The 20,082-nt window shown below is 39.8% G+C and carries 18 protein-coding genes; 6 read left to right on the plus strand and 12 right to left on the minus strand.

The genetic code is table 11. From position 1 onward, the window contains the following. Positions 1 to 119: 119 nt before the first annotated feature. Both CH352_RS06080 and CH352_RS06085 read left to right on the plus strand, forming a co-directional pair. A complete protein-coding gene (locus CH352_RS06080; protein ID WP_100705936.1) occupies positions 120 to 722 on the plus strand; it encodes a DUF4254 domain-containing protein in 603 nt (200 codons plus the stop codon). After that, positions 719 to 1,777, plus strand: a complete 1,059-nt coding sequence (locus CH352_RS06085; RefSeq protein WP_100705937.1) for a glycosyltransferase family 9 protein — start codon at positions 719 to 721, stop codon at positions 1,775 to 1,777. Before CH352_RS06080 ends, CH352_RS06085 begins: the two co-directional genes overlap by 4 nt. Here the strand turns inward: CH352_RS06085 and CH352_RS06090 are convergent, their stop codons facing one another. After that, positions 1,778 to 3,073: a glycosyltransferase gene (locus CH352_RS06090; protein ID WP_100705938.1), complete on the minus strand. Its 1,296-nt coding sequence runs from the start codon at positions 3,071 to 3,073 to the stop codon at positions 1,778 to 1,780. It lies immediately after the preceding gene. A gap of 125 nt (positions 3,074 to 3,198) precedes the next feature. On the opposite strand from CH352_RS06090, the gene CH352_RS06095 reads away from it, so the two are divergent. Further along, positions 3,199 to 4,527, plus strand: a complete 1,329-nt coding sequence (locus CH352_RS06095; protein ID WP_100705939.1) for an O-antigen ligase family protein — start codon at positions 3,199 to 3,201, stop codon at positions 4,525 to 4,527. On the opposite strand, the gene CH352_RS06100 is transcribed toward CH352_RS06095, so the two are convergent. The 9 genes from CH352_RS06100 to CH352_RS06140 form a co-directional block, all read right to left on the minus strand. After that, positions 4,507 to 6,273, minus strand: coding sequence for a phospholipase D-like domain-containing protein (locus tag CH352_RS06100; RefSeq protein ID WP_100705940.1), 1,767 nt, complete (start codon positions 6,271 to 6,273; stop codon positions 4,507 to 4,509). The two genes, CH352_RS06095 and CH352_RS06100, sit on opposite strands and share 21 nt — an antisense overlap. Next, positions 6,270 to 7,658, minus strand: coding sequence for an LA_2168 family protein (locus CH352_RS06105; RefSeq protein ID WP_100705941.1), 1,389 nt, complete (start codon positions 7,656 to 7,658; stop codon positions 6,270 to 6,272). Before CH352_RS06105 ends, CH352_RS06100 begins: the two co-directional genes overlap by 4 nt. A gap of 11 nt (positions 7,659 to 7,669) precedes the next feature. Then, positions 7,670 to 9,808: an LIC11755 family lipoprotein gene (locus CH352_RS06110; protein WP_100705942.1), complete on the minus strand. Its 2,139-nt coding sequence runs from the start codon at positions 9,806 to 9,808 to the stop codon at positions 7,670 to 7,672. Positions 9,809 to 9,858: 50 nt separating this feature from the next. Then, positions 9,859 to 11,739 (minus strand): excinuclease ABC subunit UvrC, encoded by a 1,881-nt coding sequence (gene uvrC, locus CH352_RS06115; protein WP_100705943.1) that lies wholly within the window; start codon positions 11,737 to 11,739, stop codon positions 9,859 to 9,861. A 3-nt stretch (positions 11,740 to 11,742) separates the two neighbouring features. Then, positions 11,743 to 12,165 carry a peptide chain release factor family protein gene (locus CH352_RS06120; RefSeq protein ID WP_100705944.1) on the minus strand — a complete coding sequence of 141 codons (423 nt, stop codon included), beginning with the start codon at positions 12,163 to 12,165 and terminating at the stop codon, positions 11,743 to 11,745. A 1-nt stretch (position 12,166) separates the two neighbouring features. Further along, positions 12,167 to 12,598, minus strand: coding sequence for an acyl-CoA thioesterase (locus CH352_RS06125; RefSeq protein WP_008591302.1), 432 nt, complete (start codon positions 12,596 to 12,598; stop codon positions 12,167 to 12,169). Positions 12,599 to 12,608: 10 nt separating this feature from the next. Next, a complete protein-coding gene (locus CH352_RS06130; protein WP_100705945.1) occupies positions 12,609 to 13,304 on the minus strand; it encodes an endonuclease III domain-containing protein in 696 nt (231 codons plus the stop codon). Beyond that, positions 13,261 to 13,536, minus strand: coding sequence for a 50S ribosomal protein L28 (gene rpmB / locus CH352_RS06135; protein WP_100705946.1), 276 nt, complete (start codon positions 13,534 to 13,536; stop codon positions 13,261 to 13,263). Before rpmB ends, CH352_RS06130 begins: the two co-directional genes overlap by 44 nt. A gap of 87 nt (positions 13,537 to 13,623) precedes the next feature. Next, entirely contained in the window at positions 13,624 to 14,397 is a 774-nt protein-coding gene (locus tag CH352_RS06140; protein WP_100705947.1) for an LOG family protein, read from the minus strand. A gap of 69 nt (positions 14,398 to 14,466) precedes the next feature. Between CH352_RS06140 and CH352_RS06145 the strand changes: the two genes are divergently transcribed. Next, positions 14,467 to 15,576: a hypothetical protein gene (locus tag CH352_RS06145; RefSeq protein WP_125169473.1), complete on the plus strand. Its 1,110-nt coding sequence runs from the start codon at positions 14,467 to 14,469 to the stop codon at positions 15,574 to 15,576. Here the strand turns inward: CH352_RS06145 and CH352_RS06150 are convergent. Together CH352_RS06150 and CH352_RS06155 are read right to left on the minus strand one after the other, a co-directional pair. Then, positions 15,474 to 16,619, minus strand: a complete 1,146-nt coding sequence (locus CH352_RS06150) for an aminotransferase class I/II-fold pyridoxal phosphate-dependent enzyme (RefSeq protein WP_100705949.1) — start codon at positions 16,617 to 16,619, stop codon at positions 15,474 to 15,476. The genes CH352_RS06145 and CH352_RS06150 overlap by 103 nt on opposite strands. A 21-nt stretch (positions 16,620 to 16,640) precedes the next feature. After that, on the minus strand, positions 16,641 to 17,006 hold the full coding sequence (locus tag CH352_RS06155; protein WP_100705950.1) for a hypothetical protein: 366 nt from the start codon (positions 17,004 to 17,006) through the stop codon (positions 16,641 to 16,643). An 83-nt stretch (positions 17,007 to 17,089) separates the two neighbouring features. Here CH352_RS06155 and CH352_RS06160 point away from each other — a divergent pair, with 83 nt between their 5' ends. Then, a complete protein-coding gene (locus tag CH352_RS06160) occupies positions 17,090 to 18,856 on the plus strand; it encodes a phospho-sugar mutase (RefSeq protein ID WP_100705951.1) in 1,767 nt (588 codons plus the stop codon). Then, positions 18,853 to 20,067: an aspartate aminotransferase family protein gene (locus CH352_RS06165; RefSeq protein WP_100705952.1), complete on the plus strand. Its 1,215-nt coding sequence runs from the start codon at positions 18,853 to 18,855 to the stop codon at positions 20,065 to 20,067. Before CH352_RS06160 ends, CH352_RS06165 begins: the two co-directional genes overlap by 4 nt. The last annotated feature ends 15 nt before the right edge of the window (positions 20,068 to 20,082 follow it).

Raw genomic sequence — 20,082 nt, forward strand, 5'->3', positions numbered from 1 at the left:
AAATCCTAACCTGGGAAATTTATTTTGTAAAGCGGAACTATAACGTTCTGGTATTAGCCGACGGACTGGCAATAGGAAATCCTCTTGATTTTTGGTCTATCGCGTAAATTCTAGCTCCGATGAAGTTAGAATCGGCCAAAGTGGTTGAGATATTCAAAAATTCCGTCACGGACTGGCATAAAGAGGAAGCTCTATCTCCGAATCCATTCCCTCAGTCCTCGCTCGAGTTCCTATTTTACCAAAAAAACCAGATAGATACCATCCAATGGCATGTGGAAGACGAGATCAGAAGGCCTGACCTCCCGGACAAGGAACTCGTCCAATTCAAAAGAAAGATCGACGCTCTCAACCAGGAAAGAACCGACCTAGTAGAGCAGATAGACGATCAAATCTCTGCCATGTACAAGTCCGTAGAAAGAAAACCGAATGCCAGAATGAACTCGGAAACCCCCGCTTGGCTGATAGACAGGATGAGCATCCTGGAACTCAAAATTTATCATATGAAAGAACAAACGGAAAGAAAGGATGTGAGTCCGGAACATATCCAAACCTGCCAAAACAAATTAAATGTTTTGCTGGAACAAAGGACCGATCTTTCAAAATGTCTAGATGAACTTCTGGACGATTTATCTAAAGGAGATAAATTCTATAAGGTGTATAGGCAGATGAAAATGTATAACGACAAAAATCTGAACCCATCCTTATATACAAAACAAGCATGAATCTTTTGGTGCTAAGATTCTCAGCGATGGGAGATGTCGCCTTGATGGCTCCGGCATTGATCGCCGTAGCCGCCAAGTATACGAATATACAACTTACCGTTGTTACAAGAGGGAATTATGCTCCCTTCTTTTATAATATTCCGAATGTTCATGTGATCGGGATCAATCTCAAAAAATACAAAGGCCTCTCCGGTTTATATCGTTTATTCAAAGAACTGAATAAATTAGGTCCTTACGAAAAGATAGTAGACCTACACTCCAGCGTTAGGTCTCGCTTTATCAGTTTTTTCTTTTGGATCAGAGGTGTTTCCGTTTTTCGGATTATTAAGGGAAGAAGAGAGAAAATGCGCCAAATACGCAGGACTCGGAAGATCTTACGTAAACTTCCCCACACAGTGGACAGATATCTTAAAGTTTTTGAAAAAGCAGGATTTCCCGCGACTGTACGCAAAGGTCCTTGGATCAACGTAGATCCTGAATCTAAAATTTATGCCAAAGACTTCCTTCTTGCCAGAAAAATAGATAAAAAAGAAGGGCTGTGGGTGGGTTATGCACCTTTTGCAGGCCACAAGCTCAAAGAATGGCCTATGGAAAAAAGCCTAGAGCTGCTCAAACTTTTAAAAGAAGAATTTCCTAATATTAGAATTTTCTTATTCGGTTCCTCCCAAGAGGCGGTCCAAATGGAAGAATGGAGAAATGGGGACCAATCCATGACGATCGTTTCCGGTGGTAAACTTGGAATACGAGGTGAGTTAGGGATCATGGAAAGAATGGATGTGATCATCGGGATGGATTCTTCCAACATCCATATAGCTGCGCTTCTCAAACGACCTGTGATCGCACTATTTGGGACCACTCACCCACTTTCAGGATTCGCACCTTTCGGTCAGGAAGACACTGGAGTTTTGCAGATAGAAGACCTGCCTTGCAGACCTTGCAGTATTTACGGAAATACCACCTGCTATCGAAAAGACTTTGCTTGTATGGAAAGAATTACTCCGGAAGACGTGATCAAACGGATCAACGTCATCAAGAATATCAATACACTCTTTTGATCAGCCCAGGATCCCGAAAGGATCCAAAGAGAAGATCGTATTCAGTATAGATCTTTTCTTTTTCTTATTCTTTTGGGCTGCGACTGATTTATATACTTCTTCCATTCTATCTACACAAGCTTTCATTTCATGGCTTTGTGAAATTTTTAAGGATTCCTTGGAGAAAGAAGCATACATTGAAGGATCTTCAAGAATACGAACCGTTTTTTCCGCTATATCTTTTACATCGAAAGGTTTTGCGATAAATCCGTTCACACCGTCATGAATTAGTTCCGGGATCGCAAATGAATCCACGCCAACTGCAGGAAGACCGCAGGCCACAGACTCTAGAATCACAAGTCCTTGTGTTTCCATCGTAGAAGCGGTTAAGAACAGATCATAATTCGGATAATGTTTCGGAAGTTCTGCTCTATCTATAAAACCGGTAAATGTAATTTTATGATCTATCCCTAGCTTTTGCGCCTGAACCTTAAGTGAAGCCAACGCGGGACCATCTCCTATGATTGTCAAAGTAGCAGATGGGATCTTTTCAAGGATCAGTTTGAAAGAGTTTATGATCACATCGCAATTTTTCTCGTAGGAGATCCTACCTACATGCAGAAGTTTAGGGCTTTCCGAAAGAGTTTTAGGACTTCCCTTAAATTGAGAAAGATCCAGACCGTTAGAGATGACTGCAACGGGTTTCTTTAACCCGAACTCTTCTAACTGCTTTTTGATCAGGTGAGAAGGAGAAATGATCAAATCACAACGATCGTATAAATTATTCGTAATTTTTAAAATAATCTTTTTACGAATATTGAACTTGTCGAATTTTTCAAACTTTACCAAATCCTTTATCTTGATCTTCTTATTTAACTTTCCAATTCTCATGAAAAGTTTGTCTAGTTTTAGAAGGCGATAAAAAGAAAGATACATGTCCTGCTCGGACATCAAAGTATGATAAGTCCCTATACTTGGGATCCCATATTTTTCAGTGGCGTTTATCCCGTAGACTCCCATAAGCCCAGGAGTGTGGATATGCACTAGATCAGGTTGGAATTCTTTGATCGCTCTTTTGATCTTAGAAGGAGAAGGCAAAACAACCTTGATATCCGGGTAACTGGGCAAATATCCACTTCTGAATCTTTCCAGACGGATATGATCTCCCATTCTATCGAAGTCACCTTCTCCATAACGTGGACAACAAATCAGAAATTCATGTCCTCTTTCGGCAAGGGCTTCCGCAAAATTTCTCATTGAAATAGCGACCCCGTCTATTTTAGGTAAAAAGGTGTCCGAAAAATAAAGAATCTTCATCTAGGTTCCTAATGCGGGACCAATCTCCTCCATAATATGGATTTTACCACTCCATTACAGAAATCTATGTGAAAAATAATCGAATTTACAAAGAATAGATCGGTGAGATTATTTCCAGAATCCAGATGAAAGAGTTTTTAAAAAAGGCGCATCTATTCTGTTTACTCGCAACCCTTCCTTCCATCGGAATTTCGGTCAGCTTAAGCCAGGGATTTCTGGTGCTTTCCTTTTTTTTCGGAATTGTGGACCAATTAAAGCTAGGAAATTGGAAAGAGATCTTACCAAATCATCCTGTTTCTAAAATTTCCATTTCTCTCTTTCTTTGGTATGGGATCGTATTTCTGATCCATCTTGTTTTCGACAATTCCGCCGGCTACACTAAGGCAGCATGGAACGGAGAACTCAAAGACTTCTTTTTATTTTTCGGTTTGCTCTCCGTAGGATTTACTACAAAGGAAGATTTGCCAAAAGTGTATCGCGCGCTCTTCTGGCTTTTTTTGATCCTGGTATTTACCGGAGTTGCAGGAGGTTTCACTCCAGTCCGACTTTCTAGGATCATTAGCGACTTATATAAAACCTCCAGTAGTTACAGATTCACTCATCCATTAGGTTCTATTTCTTCTATTCCTCTTTATATCTCCATTGGTCTGATGAATACTCATCTAACGTTCGGAGGTTTACTTCAATTTTTCTCCGCATTTGCAGTATTTGGATTCTTAAGGACATTGATCCAGGGAGATAAAAAAAGGATATTGATTGCGGGCATTCTGCTCTTTTTATACTGCGTTGTGTTTTTATTAAACCAAGCAAGATCCAGTATGATCGGAGCCGGAGTGAGTATCTTTTTTGCGGGTATTCATTTATTCTTTATCAGAAAAGAATTTTCGAAGTCATTTTTGATCAAGGGCGCTTCCCTTTTCTTAGGACTTTTATTTTTGATAGGACTCGTATTGGCGTTCAGCCCTGCTGGAAAGAAGGTCATTGGTCCTCTCTTCGGAAAAGAAAAACATACAGATTCCGGAAGAACATTCATCTGGGATTCCAGTTTTCCATTGGTCCTTGAACATCCAATCATCGGAGTTGGCCCCGGGAATTATAACAAAGAGATCGAAAAAGTAAGGACAGTGCATTCAGAAGAATATTCCGAACTCGCCTACTTTTATGAAGTTACCCAAAGAGGACATGCTCATAACGATTATTTCCATTTAGCGTCCGTCTTTGGGATCCCTGCGGTATTGATCTATTTAGGACTAGGAGCAATTCTAATAGCTTATCTATTCCAATCCAAACAAGATTTTCAGGTCATTTTATTCTTCTACGGATTGATCGGATTTTTTGTTTCGGGACTATTCCAATGTTATTTCCAAGATGACGAGGTGGTTATCCTGTTCTGGATTTTATTGGGCCTTTTTGTAAAAGGAGAAATTCTAATCTCAAAGAGAGATAACGCATAAATTCTCTCTTCTTTGGTTCGGAAGTCCTTGTTCTGCAAAAAATTCCAAATTGGATTTAGAATATTGGTCCGGAATATTGTGAGCTTCTCTGAAATCGTAAACTGCAAATAAAATTTCCTCAGGCCAGTGCAAATTATAATTGATGGACTTATAACAGAAATACAACCCGAAGTTCTCATATTCAAGAATCATAACACCGGAATTGGAAGTTATAGTCTCCGAAAGATAATACACTCCTTCTTCCATGGAAACTCCCAACTTTCTTGGAAGTTTCCCTCTTTCTAAGATCCAAACTTGTCCGGGAGAATTTCCAGCTAAAAGTTCAGTAAGTTCGGAAGTATCAGAAAAGACCCAGGCTCCAACCGTCCCTAAAAATTGAGATGGTCTCAAAAAGAGAGAAGGTTTTAAAATTGTAGAATGGAATTCATTCATTAAATCCGATTCAGGAACAGAAAATTCTAATATTCCATTTCTGGAGAATGATCTAATTCCTAAATTTTCCGCCTCAGTCTTTGGAAATTCACTTATACTTCCAAAAGACCGAGAACTAATGGATTCATAATCTACTATCGATTTACATGACTCCTCTTTCCATCTGTAAAAATTGGTCCAATGAAACCAGGCAAATCCGATCTCTAAAAAAGAATCCTCAGGCTGGACTTGGGATCTGCAAATCTGATCATTGTTTTCGTCATAAATATACGCGTTAACCGAATTAAACTGAAATTTTGAAGATGAGACTTCTACACGTTTTGATTTAGTTCGTATATTTTCCCATTCTTGTTTGAATTCTTTGGCAATCCGGACATCCTTCAATCGAATAAGGATCTCTCGATTAGAATCCCTTGCATTCAAAGAGTAATTATAAGATCCGGTTAGAACTTCTATATCATCTAAGATCATCGTTTTATGATGAAGAAGTCCTCCTTTTCCTATGTCTGGGCCATCTAAAATATCCTCATTTCCGTCTTCCATAATCTCAATTCCTGGAATGATTGAAAGAATCTCTCCTTCAGGATCAACTGGACGATTATAAATCCCTTCACCTGATCTATGATTTGTACGAGTAAATCCCGAACTCAAGACCGGATCGTAATGATCGAAGATCAAATATCGAATCGAATACCGAGAAGAAAGAACAGAATCTAAAAGTCGATTCTGGATCAAATTTCCTTCCAAAGGAGAATTCCAAAACTCTAATCCGGCAATCTTCAATACAGGAAATGGATATTCTTCCTTTAGAAAAGAATAGAAGTTTTCCCATTCCTTTCGGTTCAATTTGAATTCAAAATATCCATTATGATCTTGCTCCAAACCGTAAAATGTAAAATTACCTGTTCCCATAAACACCAAAGATTTGTCTGAAACCAAAACCTTGGTATGCTGTAAGCCGGTTCCCTCCCAGTATTTCAAAAATGGCAGAATAGAACTCGGGTATGTTTTGCCCCATTCTCCCATGAGTTCCAAATGAACTCCTCTTTGGTTTGCTTTTAATAGTTCTCCTTCTATTTCAGGATCATCGAACGAATAAATATGCATGTAGATAGATTCTTTTGTCCCTCGGACGATGCGTAGGATCTCATCTCTTACATTTCTCTTTTTGCCAACCGGAACAAATCTGCCAGGATAAGAAAAGAAAACCTTAGGAAACAATTCATCTTCCCAGAAAACGGAAACATCCTCTTCTGTTTTTTCGCAGGAGTAGAAGTAAATGATCGTAAATAAGAAAAAATAAAACTTCTTCATTTCCAAACTCCTCCTATCCGAAAAAGCATGTACCACTGTTTTAATCCTGTTGCTTCGTCGGACTCAAAACCTCCTAGATCCAATTCGATCTTTGCAGATCCATCTTCCAAAGGAGACCAGGCGATACTTACTCCTGCCTCTCTCAAAAATTTATTTTGCATATTCTTTGAAGAGATTGTCCAAAGACCGGAGGAAGAATTCTCCTCTTTCAAAAATCCGATATAAGTAAAATGAACGCCGGGAGAAATTCCGAAAAACTTTCCTTCCGCTTTCCAACCGAATAGATTTGTGGGCCTTTTACCGGGAAAATTGGTCTCTTCCCTTTCCAACCCCCGGTCCGTGATCCAAGTAGAAGGATAAAATCCCCAAACCTGTTGCAGAATAGGGTTCGGAATGGGAGAAGCTCCCATTCCTACAAAACCAAGTTCTAAAATTTCACCTTGAGAAGATCTTTTTTCTCTATCCGGCAAAAAACCGAAAATGGAAATTTTACCGTATATATTATAAAAACCTAAATCAAATCGGAAAGCTTCTCCACTGATCGGGATCGATCTTTCGGCCCGATTCGGATGATATCCAGTTTTATCGATCCCTCTGGAAAGGAAAAAGTCACCGGAAACATAAATATACTTCCAGATAAATCCAAGTCCAAGTCTCCATTCGACTAAATAATCCCTATCTCCTTCTATAGTTTCAGACTTGGATTCCTTTGTATCGGAACCGAATCTTCCCCAATCTCCCAAGGATAAATAACGCAGTCTAAACCTATATACAAAACGGTCTTCTTTATTCCCTATTAGATTGATACCTGCTCTGTATCTAGATTGCGAAAAAACGGCTGCATCCTTTTCGGAAATTAATTCATCTCTAGCCTGTTTAGGAAGAAACAACTCTCTTCCCTGCAGTTTCAACCATTGGTTTTCCAATAAAGGAAACCCTCTGTATAGATCCAAAAAATCGAATCTGATCTTGACTCGATCCAATTCAGTTTCTGCAAATAGTCCTTCTACTCCATCTTTCCAGAAAGACCAGGCAGGAAATTCTTCCGGATCGGATCTTCTTCCTACACCCCATAAAAATCCTTTGTAAAGAATTCCAATATAAGAGTTTTTACCCGGTAAGAAGAATAATCCGGAATTTGGTGTACTAACCAGATTCCATTCTAAATCAGCTCTAAACTTTTGCGTGGACTTCTCAAATTTAAAACCTATCACAGCAGGCAAAACTAACGCTGAAATTTTAGAACTTTCCTTTTCTTCAGAGATCCTACCTTGGGTCCTAAACAAGATCCATTGGAAATATATCTCCAAAGAAGGATCTCGAACTTCTTCAGAAGATATTATATGAGCGTAAAAGAATAAAAATAAGAAGAGGATTTTTTTCATGATCCACCTTCTTATTCCGAAATCCCAGGACTAGCTTCCGTAAACGTACAGTTAGGATCTCGATAAGGCCTACCTAAATACGAATTTGCAGACCAAACCCTTACACCATATTCCGTTTTAGAATATGCGGATTTTCGAATTTTATTTTTGGTATCGTTTATGCCAGGACCGGAAGAATTATAAACAAACTCGTCCCAAACTTCTCCAGTATAAGGATCATAAATTTTGAGAATATTAGATCCGGAAGCAGGTAAACTGAAACTTGTATCCTTCCAAAACTCAGTTTGCGGAAAACAAGTAGATCTTCCGGAAGAAATTAAAGTCGGACCTTTTTTAGATATAGGTAGAAGAATAGAAATTAGAGAACCGTTACTCTGCATTATTTCTAAAAATGCGGAGTCGGGAGAGTTTTCGGTAGTAGATACAAATTCCAAAAATCTATCTTTCGAAATCGGGTCCGCACCTTGGTAAGAACCCATCCAAGAAACTTCCGAAAATTGGATTTTTCCCGTTGTCTCTTGCTTAGAACAAAACTTTTTCCCGGCAGACGACCTGGAGTTTTCTAAAGCAATTGCAGATTGTGAAAAAGGTGACTCTGATCCAGTATTTGAATCTAAATCGGCAATCAAGCTCGGATGAAGAAATGCCCGGCCATTCTCAAAACAAATGCTTATAATCTCACCATTCGTTTTTTGGAGTACGATCCGAGTCGGAATTCCCTTTGAAGTCCTAAAGATCCCATCCCAGAGAATCTTCTCCATTCCAGAAGAATTCGATAGAGAAACAATATCGCTCGCTGTAACAGTCTTAAAGATCGAAAAAGAATAAGAGGGATTTCCTAATAGAAACGGTAGATTTCCAATGCTCAGTATTTCTCCAGCCGAAATTCTTTTAGAGATCCGGATCGGAAAAAGATTCTTTCCCCAGCCGATTTTTAAAAAAGAAGGATCACAAACTTTAGTTCCTTTATAGATCAGATCTAAATATTTCCAATCTTCCTGCAGAACTCCCTTATGCGATAACCCACTCGGATTCAATTCTTCTAATTCGAAATCATTTGGATCACAGGCAGATTCGTTCTCAACCTTAGAGGTTTGATTCTCTCCCGGATCCATGCAGAATTTAGAAGTAGTTTCACAATGAGAGAAAGAATTTCCCTTCCAAGAATAGTAAGTTTCTCCGAATAAATATCCGCTCCCTGGAAGATTAAATTCTACGGAATGATCTTCTCTACTCAGCAAAATTTTGCCAGGCTTCTTTAGATCTCCCCATTTGATGCCTGAAAGAGAAATATTCTCTAAGGAAGTAGACTCTTCCGCATAGATCCGAGTTTCGTAAGGAGAAATGAAACCTGTCGTTTTGGGAATCGAGATCTTGTTTCCTAATAGAGTAAATTGCAAACCTTCTTCGCATACCGGGAAAGAATTTGGATTATAGATCTCTATCCACCTTCCTAGATTCGAATTTGTGTCTCCGAAAATCTCTGTGATGATCGGAATGGAAGAACTACAAGTATCTAACCCAATTCGGTTTTTAGCCAGGATCAGATTTTGGATCTCTTTTTCCAAATTCGGTGATTTAACAGACAACGCAAGATAAACCTCCGATTCTCCTAAAGGAGGAAGAACCAAAATTGAAATCCCATTAGAAAGAAAGAATATACTAAAAGTTTTAAAATGATTTTTGAGATTAAAATTGTTCCGACTCCAAAGAGAATTTTCTGCATCTATCGATTTTAGCTTTTTATCTCCAACAAGTGCAAATTTGGAAACTTCGACTTTCTTCTTAATTTCTAAGAAAGGGTATGTTCCGATTTTATATTCAGAATCATCGGAAAGACTATAAACAAATTCAGAGACTAATGCCCCTTCTTTCCAGGCGGCAAAAATTTTTGCATATTCTGAAATTCCATTGTCGCTAACGCAGATCCGGATCTTAAAATTAGGATCTTCGCCGGAGACAAAACAAGTTCGACCCATCTCTTGCACCAGATCGGAAATGAGTCTTGAATTTTCCGCATGGAGTGGATCGTAATTGAATTGGACAGACTTTGAAGATTCTTCCCAGAGATATTGGGAACTGGAGTCTTGTTTGCAAGAACCCAAAATGAAAAAGATGATTAAGCCAAAGGTATATAGTATTGTTCGCATTTTTTCCTCCAGAGCTACTTGTCTGGGGAAAAACTTCTCACTTGCAATTTTTAGGAATTATTGTCGGAATTATCCGGAACGGTGATTCCGCCGGGAGCTGCGGAGTTTGCAGAATGAAAATAATTATAAATTTTTTCCGCGAGCGCCTCGCCGATACCAGGGACTTTCATTAATTCCGCTATATTTGCTTCTTCTATTTTTTTCTGACCTGAGAATGATTTTAGTAGAAGTTTACTTCTTTTTAATCCTATATCCGGAACTTCACGAATTAGACCAGTCAATGCTTCTCTATTTCTACGAGAACGATGGTGTTCCACTCCAAATCTATGTGCCTCATCCCTGAGATGGCGAAGTAATCTCATCCCGGGTGAATTCATATCGAAACTATAAGGAGAACTTTCTCCGGGGAAATAGATCTCTTCTCTTTTTTTAGCGAGACCTACCATCGGAAGATTTGCGGCACCGGCTTCTACCGCGGCCTCGCATGCTTTTCCAAGTTGTGTAGGACCTCCATCAATTACGATCAGATCAGGCATTACACCGTCTTCATTGATAATTCTTTGCAGTCTTCTGGAAATCACTTCATGCATCATTCCAGGATCATTGATACCTTCGTAACCTCGGATATTATACTTTCTATAACCCTGTTTGAACGGTTTTCCTTCTACGAACATCACTCCACTTGCAACGGGAAATGATCCTTGGAAATGGGAAATATCATAACATTCTATAATATGAGGAGGTTCCTTGAGTTGGAACATTTCCTGGATCTCTTTTAAGGCTACGGTTTGGTCCTTATAGTGAGTGGCGAGAAGTCTTTCCGTAAGCCCAAGTTCCGCATTCTTTTCGGCGATCTTTAATAGGGACTTTTTCTCTCCTGCTTTAGGAAATCTTAATTTAGGTCTAAACCCTGTTTTTTCCTGTAGGAAGTCTAACACAGTCTCCCCTTCTTCTTTTAGACCGAAAGGAACGACTATACTTGCAGGGATCATTCCTGCTCCCATATAATAATCTCGGAAGAAGGATGATAATATTTCTTCTTCCGTGGAATTCTGCACACCTTGCAAAGGAAAAGATTTTTTATTATCTAAGAGCCCACCTCGAACTTCCATAAGGACGACCTGTCCTTCATCTTCTTTACGTGCGAATGCAATCACATCTTCGTCACCGCCGTCCATACTCACAACGGTTTGTTTTTGTCTGAAGATTTGTAATCTTCCCAGCATGTCTCTGTAACGAGCAGCAATTTCGAATTCCAGTTTTCCTGAATATTCATCCATACGTTTTGTAAGTTCGTTTGCCAGGATCTCTTTTTTACCTTCTAAAAATTGTATGATCTGATTTACGATGACTGCATATTCTTCTTTTGGAACTGTCCCCTGGCAAGGGCCCAAACATCTTCCCATTTGGAAATTCAAACAAGGACGTTTCGGTTTAGGAAGTGGAAGTTTTTGTCTAACTTTTCGGATGGGAAAAATTCTCAGGATCACATCTAAAATTTCCCGAGTGGTCCTTACGTCCGTAAAAGGACCGAAGTATCTATCTCCATTATCCTTTATTTTGCGCGTGATAAATACCATTGGATAAGGTTCCGAAAGTGAAACGCAGATATATGGATATTTTTTATCATCCTTTAAACGAACATTATATCGGGGATTATGTTTTTTGATCAGGGTAGCTTCTAAAATTAAAGCTTCCTTTTCTGTGGAAGTTGCAAACCAATCCAGATCGAAAATTTCTCTCTGCAGGTATCTGGTTTTTAGATCCGTTTGTTTTTCTTTTAAATAGTTACGGATCCTCTTATCTAGATTTTTAGCCTTGCCTACGTAGATCACTTCTCCTTCCGAATTCTTCCAGAGATAACACCCAGGAGCTCCAGTCAGGTTTTTGAGTTTTTCTACAATCAGAGTATGATTGACTACTTCCGGCATGATTTAATATTCTTCACCCCAATCGTTTTCAGGAGAGGTTTTTCTTTTTAGACCTGCCAAAGTCTTGGAAGCGGCCTTTCTTTTGGCTTTTCTCGCCTTATCCGCTTTGGCCTTTCTGATCTTTGTAAGTTTAGGATCTTCTACTTTGGAAGCTTCTAAAATTTCGGCTTCTATTTTATCACATAGAAGAATTCTCGCCTTATATCTGTTTAAACCTTGGGTACGATGGATGGAACATTTAATTTCGAGACCTGTCTTTTTATAAAGTAGTCGGACGGCAGTCGAAACCTTGTTTACGTTCTGCCCACCCTTGCCGCCACTTCTTACAAAAGTTTCTTCCAGATCGGATTCTTTGATGCCAAGTTTTCGCATTCTGGCAAGAAGAAGGTTTGCTTTTTCAGGAGAGACAGGAAATTGAGCGGTCATTTTATTTTTTTAAAAATTCTTCCGGATCGAATTGACTGAAATAAGGGAATGGTTTTCCGGAATCGTCCAAACAGACGTAGGTTACCCTACAATCTATGATCTCCCTTATTTCTTTTTTCTTCTGACTTTTTGCGATTGCTGCACTTCGGATGGTGATGGAACTTTTTCCCACTTTTTCTATTTTAGAAAAAATCTGAATGATCTCGCCGAGTAATCCCGGGCTTTTAAAGATCACGTTATCCATAGTCACCGTCACAAGATTTGAATATCCTATTTTTTCGATTACGAACATCGCACAACCTTCGTCGATCCAAGCAAGCATTTGTCCTCCGAAAAGGAAACCGTGTTGGTTTAAGTCCCTGGACATGACTATATGTTGAGTGCTTAATTCCATTCCCTGGATTTTTTCATCTAAAAAGACTTCTACGCTCATTTGGGCCTCTCTAATCTATAGGTGATGTGGAAGAAGGACATTCTTTTCTAAGGATACAAGTCTCGCAGAATGTCTTATGCGCCTTGCAATATTTTCTTCCTAAAAATATAAAATATAAGGACAGATCCATCCAATATTCGGACTGCACATTTTGCATTAAGTCCTTCTCTACTTTTACAGGATCTGTTTGTTTGGTAAGACCTAACTTTTTAGAAACTCTTTTTACATGAGTGTCTACCACGAATCCTTCCGAAATATGGTGGATCTCATTTAATACTACGTTTGCTGTTTTTCTTCCTATACCCGGAAGTTTGATCAGTTCCTGAATACTCTTTGGCAATTTGCCGTCATATTCATTTAGAAGAAGATTCGCAAAACCGGAAACCGACTTCGCCTTATTCCGATAAAAACCTGTAGGATAAATGATCTTTTCTATCTTCTTCAAAGGAGCAGAAGCAAGAGATTCCAATGTAGGAAATTCTGCGAAAAGAAGAGGACTAACTTGGTTAACCCTTTCGTCCGTACATTGAGCGGAAAGAATTACCGAGATCGCGAATTCGTAGTCTTTGGAATATTGGAGAGGAGAATTTACGTCCCCGAATTCCTTCCTGAGTAGGAAGTAAATTCGAGAAACATATACCTGGGTCGGGGAAAAAGAAGGACTAGATTGCCTTTTTTTGGATTCCGACGTACTTTTTCGGGGCAAGAGCTTTTAGTGATTCGCCGTTATCTTTGATCGCAGCTTTGATCCCTTTCTTTTTCAGGGTTCTTAAAGCACGAGTAGAGATACGAACGGTTACCCAACGATTCTCATCTTCTAAGAAGATACGTTTCTTGATTAGGTTGATTTTCCAGGATCTACGGGTTTTAAGGTGAGAGTGGGAAACATTGTTTCCGGATATCGTACCTTTCCCTGTCACAACACATTTTCTGGCCATACTGCGACCATAGTTTTCTATAAGTTGCTTATGTCAAGGAAACCAAAAAGATTTGGAAAAAATCCTAAAATTCTCCCCTTTTGAGGCCTACTCCAAATCCAATGGGACCTTCTTCTTTAATGTTTCCAGAACATCTTCAGGAGTATCACAGTATGTGATCAATTCCAAGTCTTCGGAATTGATCAGTCCGTAATCTATCATACTTTCTAGATGGAATATCTCTCTCCAAAACTTTGTCCCATACAAGATGACTGGGATTTTGCGGTTATTCCGACCCGTTTGGATCAGGGTCAAGGTCTCGAATAACTCGTCTACCGTTCCGAATCCCCCCGGAAAAGCCACTACTCCCATAGACAATCGGAGGAACCAAAGTTTTCTCATGAAGAAATAATGAAATTCCACACTAATTTCCGGATCCACATAAGGGTTCACGAATTGTTCAAAAGGAAGTCTGATGTTCAAACCAAGGCTAGGTCCTCCCGCATCTTTTGCTCCTCGGTTGGCAGCTTCCATGATGCCAGGCCCGCCACCCGTACAAACCGCCATTCTTCTGGTATCTTTTGAAATCTCTTTTCCCCAGGCGGTGATTAGGCTTGCAGTTTTTCTGGCGGCCTCATAGTAAACTGACATCTCTTTTTGTTTTACGAATAATTTTCTTTCTACTTCCGAAAGATCTCTGGTCTCTTTCTCTCTGCATTCATCCGGACTTAAGATCCTTGCAGATCCAAAAATGCAGATAGTATCCTTGATCTTTCCTTCTCTGAATAATGATTGAGGATAATCAATCTCTGCAAGGACCCTTAGATGGAACGCATCTATGGATTTTAAAAACTCTTCATGTTCTAAGGACGTTCTTCCCATATTTCTTTCCTTTTTTAGGGGAAGTTAGGCTTGCCTTTCCCAACTCTGTCTATTAACCTATCTCCAAGAATGATCGGACTAAAAAGTTTAAAAGAAAAAATTTTCTCCTGGTTCCGGTCCTCTTTTTTCCACCTTTCCATCAAATGGGAAGCGGGAAAGATCAGACTCCAAAAAAGACTGGATCCTTACGTTACTCATGAGTCCCATTCCAGCTTTTTTCGCAATTTAAACGGAAGAGAATCTTCCACGACCGAAGACTGGTCTGAAAACCTGCCGCCCTTCTCCTTTTCTGAAACCGAAAGAGAAGAAATTTTTCCAAACGCAAAAAGAAAATTCCATAGAGTTCGAAAACATAAGGTTTCCCTTTGGTCCTTGTTATTTTTTCTGCCTTGGAAATCCAAGATCCAAGAATCGGAACCAAGCTTTAGGTCGTTTCACCCGGGAGAAAATTTATTCCAAGAGGAAATAAAGAAGAAGGTCCGCAAAAAGGAAAATTTCCACCTACGAAACAAGCCATATTTCTGGGAAGTTTGGTTTCCTCAAATAAGCACTCTTACACTTTCCCCATTCGTAATTTGGGAGACCTCAGTTCCTGCCGATCTGTTCCAAGATTGTCTCCCCGAATCAATTCTTCCAGTGGGAGAACCTGGAAAATGGAAAGTACGTATCCAGTCTATGAGGGTACTATCTCATCAATTGGGAAATCTGTACGAAGATACATTTCCAAGTCCAAACAGAGTTTATAGAACGGAAGTCTGGGTTTATGGTCATAAAAAAGAAGAAGAGATCGATCCGGAAAGACCTCTATTATTTCCTCTAGGGGTTTGGATCTCACCCGATCTATTAAAAGAAGAGGACCCCAGACTCAGACAAGGATTACCTTATCGAACCGGAGAAACTTATTGGAAAATCCAAGGAGAAACTTTAAAGATTGGGATCAGAGGTTTGGAATGGACTTGGAAACCTGCCAAAGAAAATTCTCATTTTGAAAGTATATTAGAAAGTCCTCATGTATTTTTAGGAAAATCTTATTTTACCCTAGAGTCCGGATCTTTTGTTAGAGATAGACAGATCGCTTATCTATTCAAAAGAGCGATTACATCCGATCCTAAAGTGCTCCAGCGTTCTAGGCCCAAGCAAAACCTTTCTTCTGTCTCTCCGAATCCTAACCGAATATAACCTTCCGTTTCAAAATCAGCGGAAGGCAAAACAAACACTCCCGCTTTCCTATATAGCAGATCCGCAAATTTTCTGGAGTCTAAACCTTCTTGTAACTTTGCAAAACCGACTACTCCACCTCTTGGCTCTTTAAAACTTTCGACGCCTGGAAGTTTTCCAGTCGACGCGGTTGCTTGGGCGAAGGTTCGCACATTCCCCCTGAGGGTGTCCCGAATCTTACTCTGCAACACTCTACGATTCTGTAGAAGTTTCAAAGTCAGAAACTCTGATATTGGAGAAACAGTATGAGTCAAATAATCCTTCATGGACCTAGCTTTGGAAATCCAATCTTTAGGACCAATTAACCAACCAATCCTAAGCCCCATCACACCAAAACATTTTGTGATAGAGCCCGTAGAAATTGAATTTTCGCAAATGCCCAAGCCACTCCAACCCAGATCTTCTTCATCCGAAAGAAATCTATAATGTTCATCGAATAAGATCCAATTCGGAAAATTCCCGGAGAGTTTTCGAAGTTCTTTCTTATCTTCTTCTTCCGCGATGATTCCAGTCGGATTATGAGGATGATTGAATATAATAAGCTTGGGAGAATTTTGAAATAATTTGTTAAGATTCTCTTTTCCAAATCCTAATTCCTTACTTTCTAATCTGGGAAGAAGGTCCACTTTTTGTAGATTGGCACCGATAGATCTGGGAACTTCATACAATGCCTGAAACGCAGGCCAGAATAATGAAGTAAGATCTCCCTTCTCTAAAAGTAAATGAAATGCGATGAAGAGTGCTTCTCCTGTTCCGGTAGTCACCAGAACCTGATCGGGAGAAACATTATTATAAAGTTTCGAAATTTCTTCTCTTAGATCTTTTCTTCCCGAATTGGGAGAATCTGCCAAAGAGAGTCTTCCCAAATCTCTCAAATCTAAACTCAGATATTCTGCAAGAGTGTCCAGGTCCAGATTTCTGACCCCGCTTTCTCCCAGATTACATAGAGCTTCCGTCCTAAATTTTTCTAGACGATCTTCAATGAAAAATTCTCTTAAATCCACTTACGATCATGATTTTCTAATTCAAGAAAGAAGCAATGCAAAAGCTCCAAAAAAGGAGAGTAAAAATAGACCGAGTAATATCCAACCGAGTCCACTTAAGAAAAATCGCAGGTCCTTGAGAGCAAATAGGATCTGCTCCGGGTCCTTCTCCTCTAAAATTAAGGATTTACGGAAAGAAAGAGAGGCTCCGTAACCCAAAATCCCCAAGATAAAAAATAAAACCGCTGACACAGCTTGGATTACAATCTTTCCAGGGGCCTCCTTTAAAAAGGCTCCGAACGTTAAAATACCGGAAAGTAAAAATAGAAGGAAGGAAATGTTCCGTAGTACCGCTCTAAGTGAGTCCAGTTCCCTATGTTGTTCTCGGGAAATTTCATTAGATTCCATACTAATAGAATCGGCGAAAAAACGTCTTGAACCAGGAAGAACTAGATTTTTTATTCCAAGTATAGGGTGAACTAGAGAAATATATGAGCACAGAATCCCACATAGAATCCTGGACCAAATCCCCGTTTTCTCCCCAGGTACAACAGGAAGCGAAAGCTGTACTGGATAGATACAAAAAGGGAGAAACAAACGGCCTGGAAATCGAGGCATTTACTGTACCCTTAGAATTCGGAACCGGTGGAATGAGGGGAAGGATCGGAAACGGGATCGGTAGAATGAATGAATTCACCGTCGGGAAAGCTGCCCTAGGCTTTTCCAGATATCTGGTCCAAAAGTCCAAAAAACCGATCTTAGTGATCGCGTACGATTCCAGAAGAAGGTCTAGAGAATTTGCAGAGGTCACAGCTGGAGTGGCAGCATCATTCGGGATCAAAGTGATCTTATTCTCAGAAGTAGCTCCTACACCGTTACTCTCTTATGCAGTTCGTTATTATAAAGCGACAGGTGGTGTGGTCTTAACGGCATCACATAACCCTCCTGAATACAATGGGTTCAAGGCATATCTTTCTAAAGGAGAACAGCTCGCTCCTCCGGACGATAAAAAGATCATCTCTCTCATCGACAAAGTCCAAGACTGGAATGAGATCCCGTTTCTTTCTTCTAAGGACCCGAAATACAAGAAGCTCGTCCAAAAAGCGGGAGAAGATTGTTTTTCTTCCTATCTGAAAGCTCTTAAAAAATCAGGGATCGTATCTTCTAAGGTTACTCCAAAAGAAAGATCCCAAACCAAATTAGTATATTCTCCTCTCCATGGAACCGGAGGAAAATATATGAAGAAGCTACTACAAGACTTCGGATACAAAAATGTGACTCTGGTCCCGGAACAAAAAGATCCGGACGGCGAATTTCCTACAGTCAAATTCCCGAATCCGGAAGAACCGGAAGCTCTGGAAATGAGCAGAAAACTTTCTGAAAAGATCGGGGCAGACGCATTTATAGCAACTGACCCAGATGCGGACAGACTTGGGATTGGAGTCAAAAATCCTAAGGGAGGATACACACTTCTAAATGGAAATCAGATCGGTTCCATTCTAGCTGCATACTTAGCGGAGAAGGTAGGCTCTAAACCTAAAAAAGGAAAAAAACCGGTTCTTGTAAAAACCGTAGTAACCACCGACCTACAAGCTGAGATTGCAAAGAAAAACAAGATCGCACTTAAGAATGTTCTAACAGGTTTCAAGTTTATCGCAGAAGTAATGGGAAAACTAGACAAGAGCAAAACCCAGTATTTTCTATTCGGAGGAGAAGAATCCTACGGTTATCTTCCGGTGGAATTTGTAAGAGATAAAGATAGTTTGTCTTCCGCACTTCTACTCATGGAAGTTCTATCCGAAAAAAAAGACCTTCTATCCTATATGGATGATGTGTATCTGAAGTATGGATTGTACCAAGAAAGTCTAAAGTCTTTAACCTTAGAAGGACTTGCAGGCAAAAAAAAGATCCAAGATTCATTACAATCACTCCGTGACAACGACCTGATCGGAAAATCGATCGGCAAAAGAAAGGTCACAGGATTTTTAGATTTTAAGAATAAGATCGCAAGGGGAAGCGCATCTAAATCTGCGTTTTCGGGTCTTCCTTCCTCGGATGTGATCCAATTAGAATTAGAAGATCAGGCAAAGCTAACTATCCGTCCCTCTGGGACTGAACCTAAGATCAAAATTTATTCTTCTTTCAAGAGCAGGACTTCTCCTAAGACTAAAACTGAGATCCCAAAACTCACAGACAGTTTATTAGAAGAATTGAAAGAAACAGAGTCCTTATTTTTACAATTGGCTGGTTTATCATGAACGAAACTGCATCAGATTTTCAAAGTACAAAAGAACTTACAGACAAGTATCTTCTAGACTTATTCAATCGTTACCCTGTAGCATTCCGTTACGGAGTGAACGAATTATTATTCGATCAAAACAATAAGCAATACATCGACTTTTTAGCAGGTGTAGCAGTTACAAATCTGGGTCATAGCGATCCGGATATTATAGAAGCGATCCGCAACCAAATAGACAAACTAATGCATACTTCCAATTGGTTCTATTCGGAAGAAGCATCTCGTTTAGCGGAACTTCTCATCCTGAATACTTTTCCAGGAAAGGTATTCTTATGTAATTCCGGAACGGAAGCAACAGAAGCAGCTTTCAAACTAGCTAGAGCTTACGCGGAACAGAAACAGATACACGATCCGGTAATCATATCTCTCCATAAAAGTTTCCATGGAAGATCCGTCTCAGGGATCAGCCTAACCGGACAGAAAAAAATGCATACCGGCTTCGGGAAACTATTGGAAGGAATAGAATTCGTTAGCCCAAACAATGAAGAAGAGCTAGTGGATGCATTCGAAAGATTCGCGGGAAGAGTGGTTGCGTTCATTGCAGAACCTATCTTGGGAGAAAGCGGGATCATCCCTCTTACCCATGGATATATGAACCTTGTTAGAGAGTTGACCTTAGAAAATGAGGCACTTCTGATCTTAGACGAGATCCAAACAGGTTTCGGAAGAACTGGCACTATGTTTGCTTTTGAAACATTCGGTTTTTCTCCGGATGCAATGACACTTGCAAAAGGTCTTGGTTCCGGATTTCCTATGGGTGCTTTGATCATTGCGGAAAAATACCAAAACGTTTTAGCGAAAGGCACTCATGGAAGCACTTTCGGCGGAAACCATTTGGGCGCAACGATTGCTTATGAAACGATCCGGATCATCCAAACAAGAGACGTTCTTGCAAACGTTAACTCTTGTTCCGAGATCGCATTCAGCCGTTTGAATCAGATGAAACAGAAAAATAAGATCGTAAAAGAGATCAGAGGAAAGGGTCTTCATATTGGAGTAGAATTAACCGTTCCTTCTAGACCGATCGCAGAACTCTGTTTGGAAAAAGGGCTGATCATAAATGCTACTGGAGACACTGTTATTCGTGTCATGCCTCCGCTTACGATCTCAGCACAATATTTGAATGAAGGACTGGATATTCTAGAATCCGTCTTAGAAGCACAGAAATAAAAAGGAAAACAACAG

The organism is Leptospira hartskeerlii (assembly GCF_002811475.1).
GTDB classification, from domain to species: Bacteria; Spirochaetota; Leptospiria; order Leptospirales; family Leptospiraceae; genus Leptospira_B; species Leptospira_B hartskeerlii.

What these genes read in the sequence shown, in the direction of transcription:
- CH352_RS06080 (WP_100705936.1), top strand. Translation starts at nt 120, where the DNA reads ATGAAGTTAGAATCGGCCAAAGTGGTTGAGATATTCAAAAATTCCGTC.
- CH352_RS06085 (WP_100705937.1), top strand. Translation starts at nt 719, where the DNA reads ATGAATCTTTTGGTGCTAAGATTCTCAGCGATGGGAGATGTCGCCTTG.
- CH352_RS06090 (WP_100705938.1), bottom strand. Translation starts at nt 3,073, where the DNA reads ATGAAGATTCTTTATTTTTCGGACACCTTTTTACCTAAAATAGACGGG.
- CH352_RS06095 (WP_100705939.1), top strand. Translation starts at nt 3,199, where the DNA reads ATGAAAGAGTTTTTAAAAAAGGCGCATCTATTCTGTTTACTCGCAACC.
- CH352_RS06100 (WP_100705940.1), bottom strand. Translation starts at nt 6,273, where the DNA reads ATGAAGAAGTTTTATTTTTTCTTATTTACGATCATTTACTTCTACTCC.
- CH352_RS06105 (WP_100705941.1), bottom strand. Translation starts at nt 7,658, where the DNA reads ATGAAAAAAATCCTCTTCTTATTTTTATTCTTTTACGCTCATATAATA.
- CH352_RS06110 (WP_100705942.1), bottom strand. Translation starts at nt 9,808, where the DNA reads ATGCGAACAATACTATATACCTTTGGCTTAATCATCTTTTTCATTTTG.
- uvrC (WP_100705943.1), bottom strand. Translation starts at nt 11,739, where the DNA reads ATGCCGGAAGTAGTCAATCATACTCTGATTGTAGAAAAACTCAAAAAC.
- CH352_RS06120 (WP_100705944.1), bottom strand. Translation starts at nt 12,165, where the DNA reads ATGACCGCTCAATTTCCTGTCTCTCCTGAAAAAGCAAACCTTCTTCTT.
- CH352_RS06125 (WP_008591302.1), bottom strand. Translation starts at nt 12,598, where the DNA reads ATGAGCGTAGAAGTCTTTTTAGATGAAAAAATCCAGGGAATGGAATTA.
- rpmB (WP_100705946.1), bottom strand. Translation starts at nt 13,536, where the DNA reads ATGGCCAGAAAATGTGTTGTGACAGGGAAAGGTACGATATCCGGAAAC.
- CH352_RS06140 (WP_100705947.1), bottom strand. Translation starts at nt 14,397, where the DNA reads ATGGGAAGAACGTCCTTAGAACATGAAGAGTTTTTAAAATCCATAGAT.
- CH352_RS06145 (WP_125169473.1), top strand. Translation starts at nt 14,467, where the DNA reads ATGATCGGACTAAAAAGTTTAAAAGAAAAAATTTTCTCCTGGTTCCGG.
- CH352_RS06155 (WP_100705950.1), bottom strand. Translation starts at nt 17,006, where the DNA reads ATGGAATCTAATGAAATTTCCCGAGAACAACATAGGGAACTGGACTCA.
- CH352_RS06160 (WP_100705951.1), top strand. Translation starts at nt 17,090, where the DNA reads ATGAGCACAGAATCCCACATAGAATCCTGGACCAAATCCCCGTTTTCT.
- CH352_RS06165 (WP_100705952.1), top strand. Translation starts at nt 18,853, where the DNA reads ATGAACGAAACTGCATCAGATTTTCAAAGTACAAAAGAACTTACAGAC.